The organism is Nonomuraea sp. KM88, assembly GCF_052245635.1.
In the GTDB taxonomy this organism is placed as follows: Bacteria; Actinomycetota; Actinomycetes; order Streptosporangiales; family Streptosporangiaceae; genus Nonomuraea.
Window position 1 is genome coordinate 155,214 of the sequence record NZ_JBQQCC010000001.1, and the last position, 20,989, is coordinate 176,202.

The window sequence follows — 20,989 nt, forward strand, 5'->3', positions numbered from 1 at the left end:
CCACCAGGACAAGCGGTGGTTGCCAACGATGTATGTGGGTGCCTTGACCCTGGACATCCTGCTCGGCGACGTGCGCTCGCTGAAGCAGAAGCGTTCCGCCGTACGCCCGTTGATCGCCGAGGTCCAGCGCCGTTATCCCGGCGTGGCGGTGGCTGAGACCGGCCATCTCGACCTGCACCGCAGGGCGGAAATCGGCATCGCGGTGGTCTCCGCCTCAGCGGGAAACTGCAACGAGGTGCTGGACGCCTGCGAGCGGTTGGTGGCCTTCCGCCCTGAGATCGAGCTGCTGTCGGCCCGGCACCGGCTCTACACCGACGAAGATTGAACGACTGCACGGCCAGGTCGTGCGTGAGGGGGAGCGAACCATGGTGGATGCCGCACGAGCGCGCAAGCTCGCCGACCGCATCCAGCAGATCGTCGCCGAGATGCTGGAGCGCCGGATCAAGGATCCGCGCCTGGGCTTCGTCACCGTGACCGACACGCGCATCACCGCTGACCTGCGTGAGGCGACGGTGTTCTACACGGTGTTCGGCTCGGAGGCCGAGCGGGCCGACAGCGCCGCGGCCCTCGAGAGCGCCAAGGGCATCATCCGCTCCGAGGTGGGACGCCAGACCGGCGTCCGCTTCACCCCCACGCTGACGTTCAAGCACGACCCGCTGCCCGACAGCGCGCGCCAGCTCGACGATCTCATCAACGCCGCCAGGGCGCGCGACGCCGAGGTGGCGCGGCAGGCCCAGAGCGCCACCTACGCGGGCGAGGCCGACCCCTACCGCAAGCCTGAAGAGGGCCAAGACGGGGGTGCTGCTGGCAGGGACGACCTGGCGTGACGCCCGACGTACGCGACAGGGCGGAGCCGCCCCGGGTCAACGGGCGGCCGCCGGACGAGTGCGCGGTCCCCGAGGCCGCGTGGAGCCGGGCGCTGCACCTGATCCGGGACGCCGACGAGGTGGCGATGGCCTGCCACGTGACCCCCGACGGCGACGCGCTCGGCTCGATGCTGGCCGTGGCGTTCACGCTGCGTTCGATGGGCAAGCGGGTGGTGACGTCGTTCGGCGACCACCATTTCGTGGTGCCGCGGCTGCTGCGGTTCCTGCCGGGGCAGGAGATGCTGGTGCCGCCGGAGGAGTTCCCCGAATCCCCCGATATGATGATCACGTTCGACTCGTCGACGTTCCAGCGGCTGGGGCTCCTGGGCGCCAGCACCGCCAGGGCCCGTGAGGTCATCGTGGTCGACCACCACCCCTCCAACGAGGGCGAGTTCGGCACGCTCAGCCTCATCGACTCCGCGGCCGCGGCCACGGCCATGCTGGCCGAGGAGCTGATCTACCGGCTCGGCGGGCAGCTCGACCGTGACATCGCCACCTGCCTGTACGCGGGTCTCGTGACCGACACCGGATCGTTCCGCTACTCCACGACCACGCCCGCCGTGCACCACATGGCGGCCAGGCTGGTCGCCACCGGGCTGCGCACCGACGAGATCGCCCGTGAGCTGTGGGACCGTTCCCCCTTCGGCTATCTCAAGGTGCTGGCGGGGGCGCTGGAGCGGGTGACGCTGGAGGACGGGCTCGTATGGACGTACGTGTCGCAGGTCGACCGGGCCGCGTACGGGCTGCCCTACTCCGAGCTCGAAGGCGTCATCGACATCCTGCGGCGCACCGACGAGGCCGAGGTCTCGGTGGTGCTCAAGGAGGACGACCAGGGCTACTGGCAGGTGTCCACCCGCTCCAAGGGCAATGTCGACGTGGCCGCCGTGTGCGCGGCGCTGGGCGGCGGCGGTCACCACAACGCGGCCGGCTATACCTCCCAGGACAGCGTTGAGGACACGATGGTGAAGTTCCGGCGAGAGCTGAGGAAGGCCTGATGGCCCAGAGCGGTCTGATCATCGTCGACAAGGCGGGCGGCTGGACCTCCCACGACGTGGTGGCAAAGATGCGGCGCGTCGCGGGCACCCGCCGCGTGGGGCACGCGGGCACGCTCGACCCGATGGCGACGGGCGTGCTGGTGGTCGGCGTGGAGAAGGCGACCAGGCTGCTCGGCCATCTGGCGCTGACGGAGAAGGTCTACGAAGCCACGATCAGGCTCGGCGTGAGCACCAACACCGACGACGCCGAGGGCGAGGTCACCGCCGCGGTCCCGGCCTCCGGCGTCACCGCGGCCGAGATCCACAAGGGCGTCGCGGCGCTGACGGGCGCGATCATGCAGATCCCGCCGCAGGTCAGTGCGATCAAGGTGGACGGGCAGCGGGCCTACAAGAAGGCGCGCGCGGGCGAGGCGGTCGAGCTGCAGGCCAGGCCGGTGACGGTGAGCGCGTTCGAGGTGCTGGACATCAGAGCAGGCGAGGAGGTCGTGGACGTCGACGCGGTCGTCACCTGCTCCAGCGGCACCTACATCCGCGCGCTGGCCCGCGACCTCGGGGCGGAGCTCGGCGTCGGAGGCCACCTGACGCGGTTGCGGCGCACCCGGGTGGGCCCCTACGACCTGTCGCTGGCCAGGACGGTCGAGCAGCTCGCCGAGGAGTGCGAGATCCTGCCGATCGGCGCGGCGGTCGCGGCAGCCTTCCCGCGCAGGGACGTCACCGCGGAGGAGGCACGCGTGATCGGGCACGGCGGCCGGCTGCCCGCCGCGGGGCTCGGCGCGGGCCCTATCGGCGTGTTCGGGCCGGACGGCGCGCTGCTCGCGCTCGTGGAGGAGCGGGGCGCGCTCGCCAAGCCGATCGCCGTCTTCGCGGGATGAGCGCGGTCAGCCGAATCGCCGTCTTCGCGGGGTGAGCCCGGTCAGCCGGCTCGCCGTCTTCACGGGGCGAGCGGGGTCAGCCGGGTTTGCGGGCGACGATGATGTCACGCACGATCGCCTGGTCGACCCAGTGCTCGAAGTCGGGATAGTCCATCACGTCCAGGCCGGCGCCGGCGAGGACCTTGGCCAGCTCGGCGCGCTTGCCACCGTAGGTGTTCCAGGCGATGCCCATCGCGCCGCCGGGGCGCAGCAGCTCGGCCCAGCCGGGCACGGCCCTGCTCAGCAGCTCCATGGGGCTGCGCGACAACCCGCCGCCGCCCTTGCTGCCGTGCTGGACGCCGTAGGGGGCGTCGGTCGCCACGACGTCGAACGAGCGCGGCTTGAAGAACTCGCGGCTCTTGAGGGTGTCGGCGTTGACCACGGTCAGGCGCTGTACGTCGCCGGCCTTGAACGCCTCTTTCGACAGGCCGAACGTGATGTTGAGCCGCCGCCCGGCCAGCGCCCGCTCGCGGCGCACCGGCACGGTCTCCGCGGTGTGCTTGAGCCGCTTGTTGCGCAGCCAGGTCTTGATGAAACCGGCGTAGGCCTCGAAGTCCTTGCCGTCGACGTCGAGGCCGTAGGCGTCGCAGCCGTACATGAGGGCCTGGTTGAGGGTCGTGCCGCGGCCGCACATCGGGTCGAACACCGCCAGCCGCTCGCCCAGCCCTTTGCTGGTGGCCAGTGCGGTGACGTTGAGCAGCAGCTTGGTGAAGTGTTCGTTGGTCTTGCCGGCGTATTTCTGGATGGTGATCAGGTCGCTGCTGAGCCGATCGAGCGGGCGCGCGGTCAGCGGCCTGAGCAACTCTCCCTCCACGCCGAACAGGGCGTAGCAGGAGGAGAGGTTCGACAGCAGCGAGAGGTGCGGCTCCGCCAGCGGCTCCGCCGTCTCGAACGTCACGTAGGGGACACCGCCGATGACGGTCTCGTCGCCGGCCGACACCTGGCCGCCGAGGCCGCGCGCGCCGAAGACGGCCAGCTCGTTGCGGGTCAGCCGGACAGAGCTCTCGGCGTAGACCCGGTTGAAGGCAGGCAGGATCAGGAGCGCGTAACGAGGCACGAGGCCCGATCCTATCCGCTGGCGGAGGAAGGACGCCGGGACGGATCGGCGCGGTTACCAACCCCCTGGGTTGCGGAGGACCGCGACGCGCATGGCAGGCTTGGGTGCGGTTGATCCGTGACGAGCGAATGGGGCCTGGCGTGCAGGGTTCGGGAAGGCTTGTCGTCACCATCGGCGTGTTCGACGGGGTGCACCGCGGGCACCGGCGGGTGATCGAGCGCGCGGTGGCCATCGCCCGCGAGCGAGGGCTGCGGAGCGTCGCCGTCACCTTCGAGCCGCATCCCGAGGAGGTCGTGCGACCGGGGTCGCACCCGCCCCGGCTCACCAGCCTGCGGCGCAGGGGTGAGCTGCTGGCCGGGCTGGGGATCGACGAGGTCGACGTGGTGGAGTTCACCCTCGAGCTGCAGCGGACCAGCCCCGACGACTTCGTCCAGAGCGTGGCGGCCGAGCGGCTGCGGGCCGCGGTCGTGGTCGTGGGGGAGGACTTCGTGTTCGGGCACGAAGCCAGCGGAGACGTTCAGACATTGCGGACGATGGGCGATAAATACGATTTCGAGGTGGAGGCCGTGCCCCTGCTCGACGGCGTCTCCTCGACCGCCATCCGCGAACTGCTCGTGACCGGCGACGTCGAGGGCGCGAGAGAGCGGCTCGGGCGGCCGCACCGCGTGGAGGGCGTGGTCGTGCGGGGCTACCAGCGGGGGCGGCAACTCGGTTTCCCGACCGCCAACGTGGAGACGCCTCCGCACACCGCGATCCCGGCCGACGGGGTCTACGCCGGCTGGCTGGAGTGCGTGCCCGTCGCCAACCTGCCCGCCCTCTACGAGGGCGAGCGGTGGCCGGCGGCGATCTCGGTCGGCACCAATCCGACGTTCGAGGGCGTGCCGCGCACCGTCGAGGCGTACGCGCTCGACCGCGACGACCTGGAGCTGTACGGCGCGCACGTCGCGGTCGAGTTCGCGGCGCGGTTGCGTGGCAACACCCGCTTCGAGTCGATCGAGACGCTGATCGCCCAGATCCACGCCGACGTCGAGGCCACCCGGAGGATCACCGGCTGACCTCTGACCCGGCCTCCGCATGTCCCGCGCCGCGTGTCCCGACGACCCTGCACAAGGTGGTAACCTTGCATGTCGGCTCTGTAGCGGCGGTGCTGCGCGCTGCCCATGAAGGCCTTCACGCGGCGACTGTAGGCACGCACGGTCGTTCGCACACTCACATCAATCGTGCGTGCCCGTAGCTCAAAGGAGAGCCGTGTCCCTCGACACCGCTGCCAAGAAGTCCATCATCAGTGAATATGCGACGGTCGAGGGCGACACCGGGTCGCCCGAGGTTCAGATCGCCCTGCTGAGCAAGCGCATCAGCGAGCTCACCGAGCACCTGAAGACGCACAAGCACGACCACCACAGCCGTCGTGGCCTGCTGCTGCTCGTCGGCCGCCGCCGCCGCCTGCTGAAATACCTGCAGAAGGTCGACATCCAGCGCTACCGTTCGCTCATCGAGCGGCTCGGCCTGCGCCGATAGCATGAAAGGGAGCGGCGTCCGCGCCGCTCCCTTCGCATATGGCCGCAGCCATATGTCCGGGCGCCTGGCGTCACACGCCTCCCGCGCCCGGCGTACAACTGAAGATCCGAGACACACAGCCCCCGCGTCCGCTCAGCACCATGCGACCCGCGACGCCTGCGGGCCGGTCCTCGGTAGTGGCTTCCGGTAGGAAAGACCGGGCGCTTCGATCGAAGACCGGCGCTGCACCTAACGAGGGTGCCGGTGAGAAAAGGGCGCGGGAGACCGACCACAAGGAGGTCCCCCGTGGAGGGTGTCCACACAGCTGAAGCCGTCATAGACAACGGTTCGTTCGGCACGCGCACGATCCGGTTCGAGACCGGTCGCATCGCACGCCAGGCGGCGGGTTCCGCCGTCGCCTACCTCGACAACGACACGATGGTGCTCTCGGCCACCACCGCGTCCAAGTCGCCCAAGGAGAACTTCGACTTCTTCCCGCTCACGGTCGACGTCGAAGAGCGCATGTACGCCGCGGGCCGCATCCCCGGCTCGTTCTTCCGCCGTGAGGGCCGTCCTTCCGAGGACGCCATCCTCACCTGCCGCCTGATCGACCGGCCGCTGCGCCCGTCCTTCGTCAAAGGGCTGCGCAACGAGATCCAGGTCGTCGCCACCGTGATGGCGCTCAACCCCGACCACCTCTACGACGTGGTGGCGATCAACGCCGCGTCGCTGTCCACCCAGCTCGCCGGCCTGCCGTTCTCCGGCCCGATCGGCGGCGTGCGCGTCGCGCTGATCGACGGCCAGTGGGTGGCGTTCCCGACCCACCACGAGCTGGAGCGGGCCACGTTCGACATGGTCGTGGCGGGCCGCGTGCTCGCCGACGGCGATGTCGCGATCATGATGGTCGAGGCCGAGTCCACGAAGGACACGCTCAAGCTGGTCGCCGAGGGTGCCGTGGCGCCGACCGAGGAGACCGTCGCCCAGGGCCTCGACGCCGCCAAGCCGTTCATCAAGGTGCTCTGCGAGGCGCAGTTGCGCATCGCGCGGGTCGCGGCCAAGGAGACCGCCGAATACCCGGTCTTCCTCGACTACCAGGACGACGTCTACGACGCGGTCGAGGCCGCGGTGAAGACCGAGCTGGCCGCCGCGCTGACCATCGCCGGCAAGCAGGAGCGCGAGAACGAGCTCGACAAGGTCAAGGCGCTGGCCGCCGAGAAGCTCCTGCCCGAGTTCGAGGGGCGCGAGAAGGAGATCTCCGCCGCGTTCCGCTCGGTGATGAAGAAGCTCATGCGCGAGCGGGTCATCAAGGAGGGCGTCCGCATCGACGGCCGCGGCACCAAGGACATCCGCGCCCTGTCGGCCGAGGTGCACGTGGTGCCCCGGGTGCACGGCTCGGCGCTGTTCGAGCGCGGCGAGACGCAGATCCTGGGCATCACCACGCTCAACATGCTGCGCATGGAGCAGGTCATCGACACGCTCAACCCCGAGCGGACCAAGCGCTACATGCACAACTACAACTTCCCCCCCTACTCCACCGGCGAGACCGGCCGCGTGGGCTCGCCCAAGCGCCGCGAGATCGGCCACGGCGCGCTCGCCGAGCGGGCGCTGATCCCCGTGCTGCCCACGCGCGAGGAGTTCCCGTACGCCATCCGCCAGGTCTCCGAGGCGCTCGGCTCCAACGGCTCCACCTCGATGGGCTCGGTCTGCGCCTCCACGATGGCGCTGCTCGACGCCGGCGTGCCGCTCAAGGAGATGGTCGCGGGCATCGCGATGGGCCTGATCGGCGAGGGTGACGCCTACGTCACGCTGACCGACATCCTCGGCGCGGAAGACGCCATGGGCGACATGGACTTCAAGGTCGCCGGCACCAAGGACGTCATCACCGCGCTCCAGCTCGACACCAAGCTCGACGGCATCCCCGCCTCGGTGCTGGCCGGCGCGCTCAAGCAGGCCAAGGGCGCCCGCCTGGCGATCCTCGACGTGATGCAGGAGGCGATCGACTCCCCGGCGGAGATGAACCCGACCGCGCCGCGCATCATCACCATCAAGGTCCCGGTCGACAAGATCGGCGAGGTCATCGGCCCGAAGGGCAAGATGATCAACCAGATCCAGGACGACACGGGCGCCGAGATCACCATCGAGGACGACGGCACCATCTACATCGGCGCCACCGACGGCCCGTCCGCCGAGGCGGCCCGTTCGGCGATCAACGCCATCGCCAACCCGCACATGCCGGAGGTGGGCGAGCGTTACCTGGGCACGGTCGTCAAGATCGCGGCCTTCGGCGCGTTCATCTCGCTGATGCCCGGCAAGGACGGCCTGCTGCACGTCTCCCAGATCCGCAAGCTGCACGGCGGCAAGCGCATCGAGAACGTCGAAGACGTGATGAGCGTCGGCGAGAAGATCCAGGTGGAGATCGCCGAGATCGACGGCCGGGGCAAGCTCTCCCTGGTGCCGGTCGAGGTCATCGAGCGGGAGGCCGCCGAGAAGGAGGCGAAGGCCGACTCCGGGTCCGCCGAGGGCGGCGACGCCGCTCCTGAGCAGCCCGCGCCGGCCGCCGACGAGCGGTCCGAGCGGCCCCGCCGCACCCGCACCCGCGTGCGCAGCAGCCGTACCGAGGGGGACGACCGCAACTCGTGAGCGAGCTCAGCCAGGCAACCATCGTCAACGGCGTCGTGCTCACGAAGGAGTCTCCGTGAGCACGACCACGTTGCACCCCGGCACAGACGGTGCCGGGGTGGTGAGGCGCACCGTCCTGCCGGGTGGGCTGCGCGTGGTGACCGAGACCATGCCGACCGTGCGCAGCGTCGCGGTCGGCATGTGGGTCGGCATCGGCTCGCGTGACGAGGCACTCGAACACATGGGCGCCACCCATTTCCTCGAACACCTGCTGTTCAAGGGCACTCCCACGCGTGACGCCATGGAGATCTCCGCCTCCATCGAGGGCATCGGCGGTGAGATCAACGCCTTCACCGCCAAGGAGTACACCTGCTACTACGCGCGCGTCCTCGACGAGGATCTGCCGATCGCGGTCGACGTGCTCGCCGACGTGGTGACCAGTTCGCTGGTGGCCGAGCAGGACGTCGAGTCGGAGCGCGGGGTGATCCTCGAAGAGATCGCCATGCACGACGACGACCCGTCCGACGTGGTGCACGAGCAGTTCGCCGCCGCACTCTACGGTGATTCGGCGATCGGGCGGCCCATCCTGGGCACGGTCGAGTCGATCAACACCCTGGGACGCGACCGGATCGCCGAGTACTACCGCCTCTACTACCGGCCCCGCCGCACGGTCGTGTCCGTCGCGGGCAACGTACGCCACGAAGAGGTCGTCGAGCTGGTCACCAGGGCCTACGAGCGGGCGGGCATGCTCGACGGCCCGGCCGAGTTCGCCCCGCCGCGCACCAGCGGACCCGGGGCCGAGACCCGCTCGGGCGTCACGGTGCTCGACCGGCCGACCGAGCAGGCCAACCTGGTGCTCGGCACGACCGGCATGGCCCGCACCGACGACCGCAGGTTCGCGCTCGGCGTGCTCAACGCCGCCCTGGGCGGCGGCATGTCGTCCCGGCTCTTCCAGGAGATCAGGGAGAAGCGCGGCCTGGCCTACTCCGCCTACAGCTACACCTCGGCCTACGCCGACACCGGCCAGTTCGGCATCTACGTGGGCTGCCTGCCCTCGAAGATCGACGACGTGCTCAAGATCTGCCGCGACGAGGTGTCCAGGGTGGTGGCCGAGGGCTTGACCGCCGACGAGATCATGCGCGGCAAGGGCCAGATGCGCGGCGGTCTCGTGCTCGGGCTTGAGGACACCGGCTCGCGCATGTCGCGCATCGGCAAGAACGAGCTGGTCTACGACGAGCTGATGTCCGTGGACGAGGTGCTGGCGCGCATCGAGGGCGTCACGCCCGACGAGATCGCCGAGGTGGCCGCCGACGTGCTCAACCGGCCGCTCACGCTCGCCGTGATCGGCCCGTACGGCGACAAGGATTTCACCGACGCCATCAGCTGACCTGCCGTCGCTCCGCGCAGGCCCCGGTCCTCCGGCCGGGGCCTGCGCGCGTGACCCGGTCGGGCGGCGCGGGCCGGGACGCCGGGAACGCGCCTGGGCAGGACGGTAGGGTTGTCGGTGTGATCAAGGTAGGAGTGCTCGGCGCCCGCGGTCGCGTGGGCGTTGAGGTGTGCACAGCGGTCGAGGCCGCCACCGACATGGAGCTGGTGGCCGCGCTCGACAAGGACGACGCCGTCGAAGGGCTCGCGGGCGCCGAGGTGGTCGTCGACTTCACCCATCCCGACGTGGTCATGGGCAACCTCGAGTGGGCCATCGGCCACGGCGTCCACCCGGTGGTGGGCACGACCGGGTTCGACGAGGGGCGGCTGGAGACCGTACGCGGATGGCTGGCGGCATCGCCGGGCACCAACTGCCTGATCGCCCCCAACTTCGGCATCGCTGCCGTGCTCATGATGCACTTCGCCCAGCGGGCGGCCCGCTATTTCGAGTCCGTCGAGATCGTCGAACTGCACCATCCCAACAAGGCCGACGCGCCGTCCGGCACCGCCCGGCGTACGGCTGAGATGGTCGCTGAGGCGCGCGCCGAGGCGGGGTCGGCCCGGATGCCCGACGCCACGACCACCGCGCTCGACGGCGCCCGAGGGGCCGACGTGGAGGGCGTCCACGTGCACGCCGTGCGCCTGTCGGGGCTGATCGCGCACCAGGAGGTGCTGCTCGGCGGCGACGGCGAGATCCTGACCATCCGGCACGACACGATGAGCAGGTCGGCGTTCACGCCTGGTGTGCTGCTCGGGGTGCGCAGGGTCCGCGAGCTGCCCGGCCTCACCGTGGGACTCGAGCCGCTGCTCGACCTCTGACCCCGCTCTTGGCCGCGCACACGACGTGCCCACCACCGGGCGGTCGTGGGCACGTCGTGAGGAGAGGGCCCCGGCTCCGCACAGCCGGGCCTACGATCACCAAGATTAATACCCGGGGCGAAGTCCGCCCGAGACATGAGATCGTGTCGTCGTGACTCCTCCGCGCACTGAAGGGAGCGGCTTCGTGCCCCGCTTGCGCGGGAGGCGACGGCCAAGCCCTGACCGATGCCCGAAGACACAGGCTCAAGACTGCCCGGAGGTGGCGGCGATGTCCGAGGTTCTGCCCCTGCACGCGGTCCGTGGCGGTCCTCCCGCCGCCGATTCCCCATCGCCGGAGGGCGACGGTCCCCTCAGGAGGTTCTGATGGTGCGATGGGCGGATGCGGGGGAGCTGGCGGGGCTGGCCGACGTCGAGCTGGCGGCCGACGGGATCTTCGCCGAGGTGGGGATCGTCTTCCCACCCGGCACGACCGTGATCGAAGAGGTCGACGACCCCGGGAGGGTCCTGGTGGAGGGCGAGCCGCCCGAGGGGTTCGCCCTGCTGGGCCGGGTCGACGGCAACGTGCATCTCGACCAGCTGGCCGTCCACCCGCGCAGCATGCGCAGGGGCATCGGCGGGCGGCTGATGGCCGCGGTGATCGACCACGCGCGGGCCTCCGGCGCGCCGGAGGTGACGCTGACGACCTACCGCGACGTGCCGTGGAACGCGCCGTGGTACACCCGGCACGGGTTCACGGCGCTGCCCGAGCCGGAGTGGGGGCCCGAGTTGCGCGCGCTGGTGGCGCACGAACGGGAGCTCGGCCTCGAGATCGCCCCCCGGGTGGTGATGCGCCGCCGGCCACTCTAAGGCAGGCGATGGGCGGCGAACCAGCGGGCGGCGTAGCCGACGGCGTCGGGCAGGGAGAAGAGCCGGGCAGGCGCCTGCCCGACCCGGCCGATGCGTACGACGCCCGTCCGCTCGAAGGCGGCGCCGACGACGGCGAAGTCGCTGTCGTCCAGCGCCACGTCCTCGAACGCGTACCACGTCCGGCCATCGCCGTCGTCCACCACGGCCCGGTAGGTGCGGCGCGGCGGGCGCCGGGTGTAGCGGTATTCGGCCAGGTGGAAGGCCGTGCATCTGTCGTAGCCGACGCCGAGCAGCAGCACCGTCGCGCCGGTGTCGTACAGCCTGGCCAGCGGGGAGCGCTCGCCCAGGAGGCAGTCGCGGGCGTGCCCGTCGATGATCTCGCCGGCCTGCGGGCCGACGGCGGCGAAGGAGGTCTGGGGGTGGGCGCTGCGCAGTGCCTCCCGCAGCGTCCGGACGTGCTCGGGGATGCGGCCCATGGCGTCGGTGGGGGTCGTCGCCGGGTCGTAGGGCGGCATGCGCGCGCGGTACGCGGCGACCTCGTCGGGTGACATCCCGGCGATCGTGGCGCGATGGTGGGCAGAGGTGTCGGAGTTGGCGGACGTGCCGGTGGGCACCACCAGGGTCCCGCCCGGCCCGAGCGCGCCGCGCAGCGCGGAGACGACCGCGCCCGCCCCGCCCTCGACATGGCCGATGGACCGCAGAGACGAGTGCACGAGCAGGACCTGCCCGTACTCCACTCCGAGCGCCGCGAGGTCGGCGATCAACCGGTCATTGGTCACCATAAGGCGCTGATCACCACGTGACTCCACCATGGGTCACATTATCCAACAGTGATGATCCGTGATACTTCATGCGACAAATGGGACAAGTCATCTGAAAGGGCCCGTATTTCGGACTGGCTGAAATGGAGATCGTTGTGTCGGCAGTGAAGATCATGTCGGCTATACTCCTGCGGTTTGCAGGTGCCAATCTTCTCCAAAATCTTCCCGTCCATTTGTCGGAAGCGGCTTGTCGCCAAGGCCTCCCTGTATTGATGGCAGAAGACACATGCGCCTGAGGGAAACGGCTGGGGCGGGGCGTGGAAGAGAAGTTCACCGTGAGGCGCGACTTTCCGCGCCGGACGAGGGCGACGGACTTCGCGCTCGTCTGGGCGGCTTCGGTCATCTCCGCGATCGGCACGCGCATGCTCGGTGTGGTCTACCCGCTCCTGGCCCTGGCGATGACGGACTCGCCGGCCGCAGCCGGGCTGACGGGGTTCGTCCTGACGATACCGATCTTGATTCTCTACGTTCCGGGCGGGGTTCTGGTCGACCGAATACCACCCCGTAGAGTTCTCCTTTTCGCGGAATCCGTGCGAGCGCTCACCGTGGTCAGCGTAGGCGTGGCACTCTCCGTCGGCGGCCCGTCCCTGGGGCACATCGTGCTGGCCGCGCTGCTGGAAGGCGGGATGTGGGTCCTCCATTCGCTGGCGGGCACCTCGCTGATGCCGTCGCTCGTACGACCGGACAAACTGCGTGGTGCGGTGGCCAAGACCGAGAGCACCAACCATCTGGCGTCACTCGCGGGCAGGCCGCTCGGGGGCTTGTTGTTCGGATTGGGGTTTTTTGTCCCTTTCGTAGTGAATGCTGTGCTTTTCACTCTTACCTATGTTTTGTCGCTCGGGCTGCGCACCCAACCCCGCAACGGCCCCGCGCCCCTACCGCTGCGCCGCAGCCTGCTGGAGGGGTTTCGCATCCTGGCGAGCCAGCCGTTCCTCCGTGCGTCGGTCGTGTTGATCACCATCACCAACCTGATGGTCAACGCCCTGATCATGCTCTTCGTCGCCGGCTCGGGCGACCTGACGCCGCTGACGGTCGGGATCGTGCTCGGGCTGGCCGGGGTGGGGGGAACCCTCGGAGGGCTTTCGGCCGCCTACATCAAGCCGAGACGGTTCATGCTCCTCATTCACATGTGGGTCTGGGTCATGGCACTGTCCACCGCCGCCGTAGGAGCGTTTCTGCTCCATGCCCGGCCGGCCTTCTTCGCCATGGCCCTGTTCATCACCGGCTTCGTCGGCGCATTGAGCAACGTGTCCATCAAGACCATGGAGGTGGAATGCGTCGCCCCTGACATGCTGGCCCGCGTGGTCGGGGCCGCTCGGCTGTCGTCCCACGGCGCCGTCTGTCTTTCCGCGCCTCTGGGAGGCCTCCTGGTGACATGGTGCGATGTGTCGGGCGGCTCGATCGTCCTGCTCGTCGCGATGACATGTGTGGCCGTGGCCGGCACGGCCATGAGGGGTTTCCGGAGAAGCCTCATACCGCCTCCCGCGCAGCAGCACGTCTGACGGCTCGGATCAGAAAGCGGCATCGACCAGCCGCCTGGCGTCCTTGGCCATGTGGTGGGGAAGAGCGGGGGCCTTCGCGGAGATCGCCCGTTGAGCCAGGTCGACCGCCGAGGAGCTCTCGCCCGCGAGTTGTTCGACTCTCGCCGCGTACAACAGCAGCGGCCCGTGCTCCATGTCCCCTTCCGCCAGAGCTTCGACCATCTCCTGCTGGGCCTCTTTGATGCTGTCGGTCTGGGCGAGCGCGAGCGCGTGCGCGACCTTGGCGAACGGCCATCGCAGCGGCCTCGCCCGTTCGAGGTCCTGCAGCGCGGCATGAGGACGTCCCATGCCGGCCAGGATCTGCCCGCGGCTGAGCAGCGCGTCGGTGTTGTTGCCCTCCCTGTCGAGAACGCTGTCGAGCACGCTCACGGCCGCGCCCGGATGGCCGCCATGCCACAGCGCCCACGCCAGCTCCGTCTGGATCGTGAGATCCCCGGGCACCCGGACCACCGCCGCGTGCAACTCGCGCACAGCGATCTCGGGTGACCCCTGAGCCAGCCGGAGCCGCCCGATGGCGGTGAGAAACGGCCCGACAGCGGTCACCGCTCCGGCGGTCTCGAGGCTCTTGGCGGCATTGCCGTAGTGGAGGATCGCGCCATCGAGATCCCCCCGCTCGTGCGCGATGTTGCCGAGCAGCGACTCGGCCCTGGCCCGCAGCCGGAGGTCGCCGTCGACGGACCCGGCCAGCGCCTCCTCGCAGAGTCCGGCCGCCAGCAGGAGATCGCCCTCGCGCACCGCGCTCTCCGCCTCGCAGAGGAGCTCCGCGGGTCCCGGCTGCGCCACGTGAAGGTGCGGTGTCAGGTCGTCCTGCTCGACGGGCTGGAGCATGCGGTCGTACGCGAGCCGGTACAGCCGTTCGCCCATGTCCTGGTCCGCCTGGAGGATGCGCCGCTTCACCAGCAGAGCGATCACGGTCCTGCCGATCCCCGCTGTCCTGATCGAGCTCTGCCTGACCGTTCTGCCGCCTCCCGCCGGATCGAGGAAGGTCAGCCGCAACCATGTCCTCAGCCGAGGGTCATCGCCGCTGAACCGCTCGGAGGCGATCTTCCGGAGCTCTCCCGCGTAGTGCCGCGACAGGGTCCTCTCGACGTGTCCGAACACGTCGCTCTTCGAGATCTCGGTGGTCTGCGCGGGCAGCGTGTTCCACAGCGCCTCGCAGACCACCTGGAGCTGGGCCGGGTCGGCACCCTCTGGCTGCGGGCGGCTGCTGGAGCGGGTCCTGACCGTGACGAGGTCGCGTACCAGCCGTTCGGCCGCGCCTTCCGAGAACGCGCGTCCCGTGCCCTGGACCGGCCGGCGCGCCGCCTCCAGCGCGGAGCCGAAGCTCAACGCCTCGAGAGCGAGACGTTCCGGGGCGGAGCCGTCCGCGGCCGGGGCGGCCCGGGTCAGCTCCGGCTCGTACTTCCGCAGGTCCGCCAGCCGATCCGCGCGGATCGACAGCAGCAGGCGGAGGCGCGGATCCTGGCGCAGCGCCTCCGCGAGCTGGCCGAAGAACCAGTCACGGTAGCGCTGATGTCGCCGGCCGCCGGAGAAGAGCTCTTCGAGCTGGTCGATGGCCATCAGGGTGAGCGTCGGATCTCCGTACGCGTCCCGCTTGACGGGCCGGTTGCGCAGGAACGCCGAGATCGTCATGCCGGCGAGCCGGGTGGGGGGAGCCAGCGGGGACCAGGACAACAACAGGGCGAGGACGTACGGATTATGGGCAGGCAACGCGGCCCGCGGAAAAGAGGATCCGTAGGACACCCGCCCGAGGGGGAGGACGTCGATCCTGTTCGGGCTGAGGAGAGGCATCACTCCCGCCAGGATCAGCGAGGTCTTCCCGATCCCCGACGAGCCGTAGAGGACGCTCAGCCGCTGGGTCCGCCAGAGGTCGCACATCTGATGGGATTCCGCGTCACGCCCGAAGAACCGGTGATGATCCTCGGCGCGGAAGGCACGTAAGCCCTGGTAGGGCGTCAGCTGTGAGTCTGTGCCGGCAATAACCATGTCGATCCCATCCGCAGCCGCGTTTCACCGCACATTCCTCCGTGGCGAAAGACGGAATACATCTTCGCGCACGTGGTGGCCGCGCGCACCTGTCCGCAATGATTCACCCGTCCTCCGTCGCGAGAAGCGCGGGCCCTCGTGTTCGGCTGCGGCAGGAGCGAAGAAATGTTTCAGATGGAACTGTCGAACCTCGCCAGTTGCTCCTTGTCGTCGTTCAGGCAGGAGATCACCGCTGCCCGGAGTGCGGCGCTCTCCATCTCGCCCAGGCTGCTCAGCGGGATGTCGGACACGTCGATCAGGCTGCGGGATGTGTACTGTCCGTCACGCATACGCACTCCGTCCATTTTGGCCACCCGAATATCAAACAACTTGCGAGCACTTATCAGGCGCCCGCCCGGCCGGTCTCGCAGCACGTTCAGACAAGTTCCTTATTATGATTCTGTGATAAGCGACTCCACTTATCAACCTCTAGGATGAGCCTACGGTTACCGGCTCTTCGGGCGTGAAGCGGAGGATCGACATGGCAGAGCATTCGCAGCCCATGGCGCCTGCACAGAAGATCTGGGAAAGAGTCCCGAAGCGCAATCCCAACTTCACCGGCCGCGCGGACCTGCTGACGGCCCTCAGGAAGAGCATCAACACCGTGACCGCGGTCGTGGCCCAGCCCCAGGCACTGCAGGGTCTCGGAGGCGTCGGCAAGACCCAGCTGGCGATCGAGTACGCGTGGCAATATCGCGACCACTACGACCTGGTCTGGTGGGTCTCCGCCGACCAGCCGTTGCTCGTTCCGTCGGTGCTGGCGGGAATGGCCCAGGCCCTGGGATTGCCGTCGGCGACCAGCACCGGGGTGGAGCAGGCCACGCAGTCTGTGCTACGCACGCTGGAGAGCGGGGCACCTTACAGGCGTTGGCTCCTGATCTTCGACAACGCCGAAGAGCCGGAATACATCAAGGACTTCATTCCCCGGGGCCCCGGGCACGTCCTCATCACGTCGCGGAACTCACGGTGGAGTGACCATGAGCCCACCATCGAGGTCGACGTCTTCAGGCGCGAGGAGAGCATCGCCTTCCTCGCGAGGCGTCTCGGCGATGCCATCGCTCAGCCGGAGGCGGACCTCCTGGCCGACAAGCTCGGGGACCTGCCGCTCGCGCTGGAGCAGGCCAGCGCCCTGCTGGCCAGGACCTTGATGTCGGTCGAGGAATACGTCTCGCTGCTGGACGAGCAGACCGGCCGGCTGCTCAGCCTGGAGAAGGCTCCGACCTATCCGCAGTCCATGACCGCCGCGTGGCAACTTTCCGTCGCCCAGCTGGAAGATCGAGTGCCCGCCGCGGTCGAGGTGCTGCGCTGTTGCGCGTTCTTCGGCCCCGAGCCCATCCCGAGGGACGTCTTCCGCCGCGGCAACCGAGCGGTCGGCCCTCGTCTCATGCCCATCCTGTCCGACCCGATCGAACTGACCAACGCCCTGAGCAACCTGGAACGCCTGGCGCTGGTCAAGGTCGAGCCGTCCGCGCGCACGCTGCAGGTGCACCGGCTCAACCAGGCGCTGCTACGCGACGAGACCAGTGAGAAGGACCGCACGGAGCTCCGCCACGAAGTGCACCTTCTCCTGGCGGGCAGCGCGCCCAGCGACCCCGACGACACGGCCAAGTGGGCCCAGTTCGACGAGCTCGCCGCCCATCTGGAGCCGTCGGGCCTGATCGACTGCAGGGCGCCGGTCTCGCGCAGGTTCGCCCTGAACCTCGTACGTTACCTGTACGTGCGCGGCAGTTACCGGCAGGCGCAGGCGCTGCTGAACCAGTACATCAAGCGATGGGCGGAGGCGAGCGGCGAACGGCACTCCGACGTGCTGGTGGCCCGCATTCACCTCGGTCTCGTTCAGCTGGCCCTGACCATGTACGGCAGCGCTGACCGGCTCATGGAGGAGACCGTCGACCAGATGATCGACGCTCTCGGTCCCGAGCACCCGGAAACGTTGTGGGGCATGAACAGCTACGCCGGGGCGCTGCGTGGCCGCGGCAACTTCCTTCGCGCCAGGGAGCTCGACGGGGAGGTCTACGAGGGCTACCGGGGGGTGCACGGCGAGACCGACAACAACACCCTCCGAGCTCGCAACAACCTCGCTCTCGACTTCGCCCTCACCAGCGACTACGCCGAGGCGCAGCAGATCTTCCAGGAGGTCTACCTCCACAGAAGCGTCACGGAGGGTGTCGGCCGGCGCGTTCTGCTCCTGACGTGGACCAATCTGAGCCGGGCCGTGCGGCTCAGCGGCAAGTTCCAGATCGCGACCGACATGGCCGAGGAAGCGTACACGTACGGGGTGTCGCATCTGGGAGACGACCATCCCATCACCCTGCGGGCGGCGAAGGACTTCGCCATCTCGCTGCGCAGGAGCGGGCGGCTGACCGAGGCCCTGGAACTGATGCGCGACACCCACACGCGCCTGGTCCGGCTGTACGGAGACGGCAACGCCGACACGATGGCGGCGGCCATCGCCCTGTCCAACGCGCTGCGGGCGGCCGGTGAGCTCGGAGAGGCGAGGGAGATGGCGCAGCGCGCGCTTCCGTACTACCCGGGGGTGTTCGGGGACGATCACCCGTTCACCCATGCGGCCCAGGTCAATCTGGCGCTGCTCATGCGCCTGGACGGGGAGGCCGCCGCGGCGCGGGAGCTCGACGAACGGGCCTTGGCCGCTCTCTCCGAGCGGATCGGCCGGGATCACGACTATTCCGTGACGTGCGCCATCAACCTGCAGAACGATCTGGCCGCGCTGGGGCTGCACGAGCAGGCCCGCCTGCTGGGCGAGGAGAACCACCGGCTGATCCAGGCCCGCTTCAACCCGGACCACTACCTCAGCCTGGTCTGCGCCGCCAACCTGGCCCAGGACCTGCAGGCGACGGGGATGAAGGGAGAGTCGGAGCGGCTGCTGACGGAGACCATGCAGCGGCTGGGCGCGGTCATGGGGCGTGACCACCCGGAGACTCTCGCCGTTCTCGCAGGCGAGCGGCTCAACTGCGACTTCGACCCGCCGCCCATCTGATGCCGGCCCGGGTCACGTGGGGGTGTCGGCCCAGGCCGCTCTGTGCTCGTCGGACCGCAGCCGGGCCTGGACGGCCGCGGCTGGCGTGACCGGCTCGGCCAGCCAGCGGGCGAGCGTGTCGCGCAGCGTGGCGACCAGGTGGGTGCCGGCCTCCGTCAGCGCGCCGCTGCCGAGCAGGGTGCCGGTGACCTGGTACGCGGCCTCGCGCCAGCGGGCGAACTCCACCTGCGCCCGCTGGGCGTGCTCCGGGTCGCCGGTGTGCCGCCGCCAGAATCTCGCGACGCCCGCGTGCGCGTACGCGCCGTGCAGCAGTCCGAAGGCCGGGCGCGGGTCGGGACGCCACGGCGCGTAGAAGCGGCGGCCGTCGTCGGGGGCGACCAGCTCCACCACCTCGCTCAGGGCGTTCAGCTTGGCGTGCTGGAGCTCGTGCGTCAGGGTGAGGGCCATGCCCATCCCGTCGATCGGGTCGGACAGCGCGATCGTGCCGAACGTGTCCCGCGCGGAGGCGCTGTGCTGTTCGAGCGACGTGGTGACGACGGGCGTGAGCACCGAGACCGCCGTCGCGAGCTCCCCGGCCACCTCCGGGTGGCGGGTCAGCAGCACCTGCCAGGCCTCGCGCAGGGCGGCCGCCCATCGTTGCCGCCGCTCGCCGGTCAGGCGGTCGCCGACGTCGTCGTCCGGCCAGCGGTAGGGGTCGAGGTCGTCGATGGTCATGCGCACGTCCGGTGAGACGCGGACGTGATGCAGGAGCTGCCAGCCTGGCCCGTCGTCCGACAGGCTCACCCGGTACGCGTGACCGCCGACGTGCAGCTCCGCCCCGTCCTGCGCGGGTTCGACGGTCGCCTGGACCACCTCGGGCAGGTCGCCGGGCAGGGCCAGCAGCCCGAGCGAGGGCAGCATGAGCTCGCCGCCGCGCACCGGCACCTCCAGGCGGCAGGCGCTGCGGGTGCGGATCGCCGCGGCCAGCGCGACCGCCGCGAGCCGCCCAGGGTCGCCGCCGCCGGCGGGCGACTCCCGGCAGGTGCGCAGCGCCCAGGCGCCCACCGCCGGGTGGCGCAGGCAGCGGCCCACCTCCTCAGGGAAGGCGGTCTCCACCTCGGACAGGGTCTCGTAGGCGCGCGACACGAGGGCCGCGTGCGGGTGTCCCGCCTGGCGTGCCTCTGCCACGAGCAGGCGTACGAGGAGCCGGTGTTTGCTCGCCTGGGCGGCGCACAGCTCGCCCACGGCCCGCGCGCCTCCCTCCCCCGCGGCCAGCGCGGCGAACGCTGCGCCGGACACGTGGTGGACGGCGCTCATCCGGCTCCCCGGAGCCGGGCCACATCACGCTCGCAGCGCGTCGCGATGTGCGCGATCAGCCGGTACAGGTCGGGACAGTAGACGGACGGCTCGGCGAAGCCGGTGACCGGGTGGTAGCGGTGGGCGTAGTGGCCGCCCCCGCAGACGGACATGAGATCACAGCGGTGGCACGTGGCGGAGAGCGCCTGCTCGCCGATCTGCCTGGCGACGATCGCGGGGTGCCGTAACGCCCTGTCGAGAGAGTCGCTGAGCACGTGGAGCCGGGTCTCGGTCGCGCCGTGATAGGCGCTCTTCAGGATGTCGGACTGCTCGATGCCGCCGTTGGTCTCGATCACGACCATGCGGACGGGCGACAGCCCGACCCGTTCCGCCCGGGAGGAGCCGCCCATGACCAGGCGCATGATCTCCCGGAAGAGCCGGACCTCGGTGTGCAGGACCGGGCTCTCGTACCAGCGGTCGAAGACGGGGATCAGCCAGTCGGCGTACGGCGTGGCCGGCGAGCCGGGCTCGCGGAAGGGCGGCGGCGCGGCCCAGTTGCCGTGCGGCAGCAGGAAGTCGATGGCCGGCGGGTCGTACTCCAGCAGCGCCTCGTACGTGCGCAACGGATCGTTGCGCACGTCGATCGTGCACAGGATGCCGCTGAACAGATGGTGGTAGGGTCCGGCGGTCAGCCGCCACAACGACTCGCTGACCTGGGCATGGCTGCCGCGGCCGTCGGCGAAGCGGCGGTGGCGGTCCTGTCCCTCGGCGTCGCCGTCCAGGCTCACCCCGACACGCACCTCCAGCGACTCGAACAGCCGCAGGTACGGCTCGTCGAGCCGCACCCCGTTGGTCTGGACGCTGACGTTGACCCTGGTGCCCGTGTCGACCGCGCCGCGCACGCCCTCGACCAGCCGGGTGATGAGCGCGGGGCCGGCGAGCAGCGGTTCGCCGCCGTGCAGGATGACGTCGATCTCCGGCAGGTCGTGGCGGGTGGCGTGCTCGGCGATCCGTTCGACCGTACGGTCGGCGATGGCGTCGGACATCCTGCGCGGCTGGTCGCGCCAGCTCTGGTCGGCCATCTCGTACACGTAGCAGTGGCGGCAGGACAGGTCGCAGCGGCTGTGGATTTTCACGATGAACTGCTGAAAGGCGAGCGGTTTCCACCCGGTCGCCAGCAGTGCCTCGACGTCGAGGAATTGCGGGAACCCCAGGGTGAGCAGCGGTCTCGATGCAGGGTTTCCTGACAACGGATACCTCTTCGCTCTCGCGCCCCAACTGGCCGTGGCTCATG

The 20,989-nt window shown here is 69.7% G+C and carries 18 protein-coding genes; 12 read left to right on the plus strand and 6 right to left on the minus strand.

The features are described from left to right. Positions 1–28 precede the first annotated feature (28 nt). Genes ACTWPV_RS00775 through truB form a run of 4 tightly spaced genes read left to right on the plus strand, consistent with a single transcriptional unit; the run spans position 29 to position 2,733 of the window. Positions 29–325: a DUF503 domain-containing protein gene (locus ACTWPV_RS00775; protein WP_347620320.1), complete on the plus strand. Its 297-nt coding sequence runs from the start codon at positions 29–31 to the stop codon at positions 323–325. 40 nt (positions 326–365) lie between these two features. After that, positions 366–827 (plus strand): 30S ribosome-binding factor RbfA, encoded by a 462-nt coding sequence (gene rbfA / locus ACTWPV_RS00780; protein ID WP_347641539.1) that lies wholly within the window; start codon positions 366–368, stop codon positions 825–827. Further along, complete coding sequence (locus ACTWPV_RS00785; protein WP_443150183.1) at positions 824–1,861, plus strand: DHH family phosphoesterase; 1,038 nt, start codon at positions 824–826, stop codon at positions 1,859–1,861. The genes rbfA and ACTWPV_RS00785 overlap by 4 nt, the downstream gene beginning before the upstream one ends. Continuing rightward, positions 1,861–2,733, plus strand: a complete 873-nt coding sequence (gene truB / locus ACTWPV_RS00790; protein ID WP_347641541.1) for a tRNA pseudouridine(55) synthase TruB — start codon at positions 1,861–1,863, stop codon at positions 2,731–2,733. The genes ACTWPV_RS00785 and truB overlap by 1 nt, the downstream gene beginning before the upstream one ends. Positions 2,734–2,809: 76 nt before the next feature. Here truB and ACTWPV_RS00795 read toward each other — a convergent pair whose 3' ends face one another. After that, complete coding sequence (locus tag ACTWPV_RS00795) at positions 2,810–3,829, minus strand: TRM11 family SAM-dependent methyltransferase (protein WP_347641542.1); 1,020 nt, start codon at positions 3,827–3,829, stop codon at positions 2,810–2,812. Positions 3,830–3,957: 128 nt separating this feature from the next. Between ACTWPV_RS00795 and ACTWPV_RS00800 the strand changes: the two genes are divergently transcribed. From ACTWPV_RS00800 to ACTWPV_RS00825, 6 genes are all read left to right on the plus strand, one after another. After that, positions 3,958–4,884 carry a bifunctional riboflavin kinase/FAD synthetase gene (locus ACTWPV_RS00800; RefSeq protein WP_347643103.1) on the plus strand — a complete coding sequence of 309 codons (927 nt, stop codon included), beginning with the start codon at positions 3,958–3,960 and terminating at the stop codon, positions 4,882–4,884. A gap of 193 nt (positions 4,885–5,077) precedes the next feature. Beyond that, the gene (gene rpsO / locus ACTWPV_RS00805; RefSeq protein ID WP_111180641.1) at positions 5,078–5,347 is read left to right on the plus strand and encodes a 30S ribosomal protein S15; all 270 of its coding nucleotides are present in this window, start codon (positions 5,078–5,080) and stop codon (positions 5,345–5,347) included. Between the two features lie 285 nt (positions 5,348–5,632). Beyond that, on the plus strand, positions 5,633–7,966 hold the full coding sequence (locus ACTWPV_RS00810; RefSeq protein WP_443150184.1) for a polyribonucleotide nucleotidyltransferase: 2,334 nt from the start codon (positions 5,633–5,635) through the stop codon (positions 7,964–7,966). Positions 7,967–8,021: 55 nt separating this feature from the next. Then, positions 8,022–9,332 carry a M16 family metallopeptidase gene (locus ACTWPV_RS00815; RefSeq protein ID WP_347641544.1) on the plus strand — a complete coding sequence of 437 codons (1,311 nt, stop codon included), beginning with the start codon at positions 8,022–8,024 and terminating at the stop codon, positions 9,330–9,332. Positions 9,333–9,451: 119 nt separating this feature from the next. Beyond that, positions 9,452–10,189 carry a 4-hydroxy-tetrahydrodipicolinate reductase gene (gene dapB / locus ACTWPV_RS00820; protein ID WP_347641545.1) on the plus strand — a complete coding sequence of 246 codons (738 nt, stop codon included), beginning with the start codon at positions 9,452–9,454 and terminating at the stop codon, positions 10,187–10,189. 363 nt (positions 10,190–10,552) lie between these two features. Further along, on the plus strand, positions 10,553–11,035 hold the full coding sequence (locus ACTWPV_RS00825) for a GNAT family N-acetyltransferase (protein WP_347641546.1): 483 nt from the start codon (positions 10,553–10,555) through the stop codon (positions 11,033–11,035). Here ACTWPV_RS00825 and ACTWPV_RS00830 read toward each other — a convergent pair. Next, entirely contained in the window at positions 11,032–11,817 is a 786-nt protein-coding gene (locus ACTWPV_RS00830) for an aminoglycoside N(3)-acetyltransferase (protein ID WP_443150185.1), read from the minus strand. The two genes, ACTWPV_RS00825 and ACTWPV_RS00830, sit on opposite strands and share 4 nt — an antisense overlap. Before the next feature lie 296 nt (positions 11,818–12,113). On the opposite strand from ACTWPV_RS00830, the gene ACTWPV_RS00835 reads away from it, so the two are divergent. Then, complete coding sequence (locus ACTWPV_RS00835; RefSeq protein WP_347641548.1) at positions 12,114–13,358, plus strand: MFS transporter; 1,245 nt, start codon at positions 12,114–12,116, stop codon at positions 13,356–13,358. A 9-nt stretch (positions 13,359–13,367) separates the two neighbouring features. Here ACTWPV_RS00835 and ACTWPV_RS00840 read toward each other — a convergent pair whose 3' ends face one another. After that, positions 13,368–15,383: a tetratricopeptide repeat protein gene (locus tag ACTWPV_RS00840; RefSeq protein ID WP_347641549.1), complete on the minus strand. Its 2,016-nt coding sequence runs from the start codon at positions 15,381–15,383 to the stop codon at positions 13,368–13,370. Between the two features lie 170 nt (positions 15,384–15,553). Further along, on the minus strand, positions 15,554–15,712 hold the full coding sequence (locus tag ACTWPV_RS00845) for a hypothetical protein (RefSeq protein WP_347620308.1): 159 nt from the start codon (positions 15,710–15,712) through the stop codon (positions 15,554–15,556). Between the two features lie 191 nt (positions 15,713–15,903). Between ACTWPV_RS00845 and fxsT the strand changes: the two genes are divergently transcribed. Further along, the gene (gene fxsT / locus ACTWPV_RS00850) at positions 15,904–18,420 is read left to right on the plus strand and encodes an FxSxx-COOH system tetratricopeptide repeat protein (protein ID WP_443150186.1); all 2,517 of its coding nucleotides are present in this window, start codon (positions 15,904–15,906) and stop codon (positions 18,418–18,420) included. Between the two features lie 12 nt (positions 18,421–18,432). On the opposite strand, the gene ACTWPV_RS00855 is transcribed toward fxsT, so the two are convergent. Together ACTWPV_RS00855 and ACTWPV_RS00860 are read right to left on the minus strand one after the other, a co-directional pair. Beyond that, entirely contained in the window at positions 18,433–19,716 is a 1,284-nt protein-coding gene (locus tag ACTWPV_RS00855) for an HEXXH motif domain-containing protein (protein ID WP_443150187.1), read from the minus strand. Further along, entirely contained in the window at positions 19,713–20,945 is a 1,233-nt protein-coding gene (locus ACTWPV_RS00860; protein WP_347641552.1) for an FxsB family cyclophane-forming radical SAM/SPASM peptide maturase, read from the minus strand. Before ACTWPV_RS00860 ends, ACTWPV_RS00855 begins: the two co-directional genes overlap by 4 nt. Between the last annotated feature and the right edge of the window lie 44 nt (positions 20,946–20,989).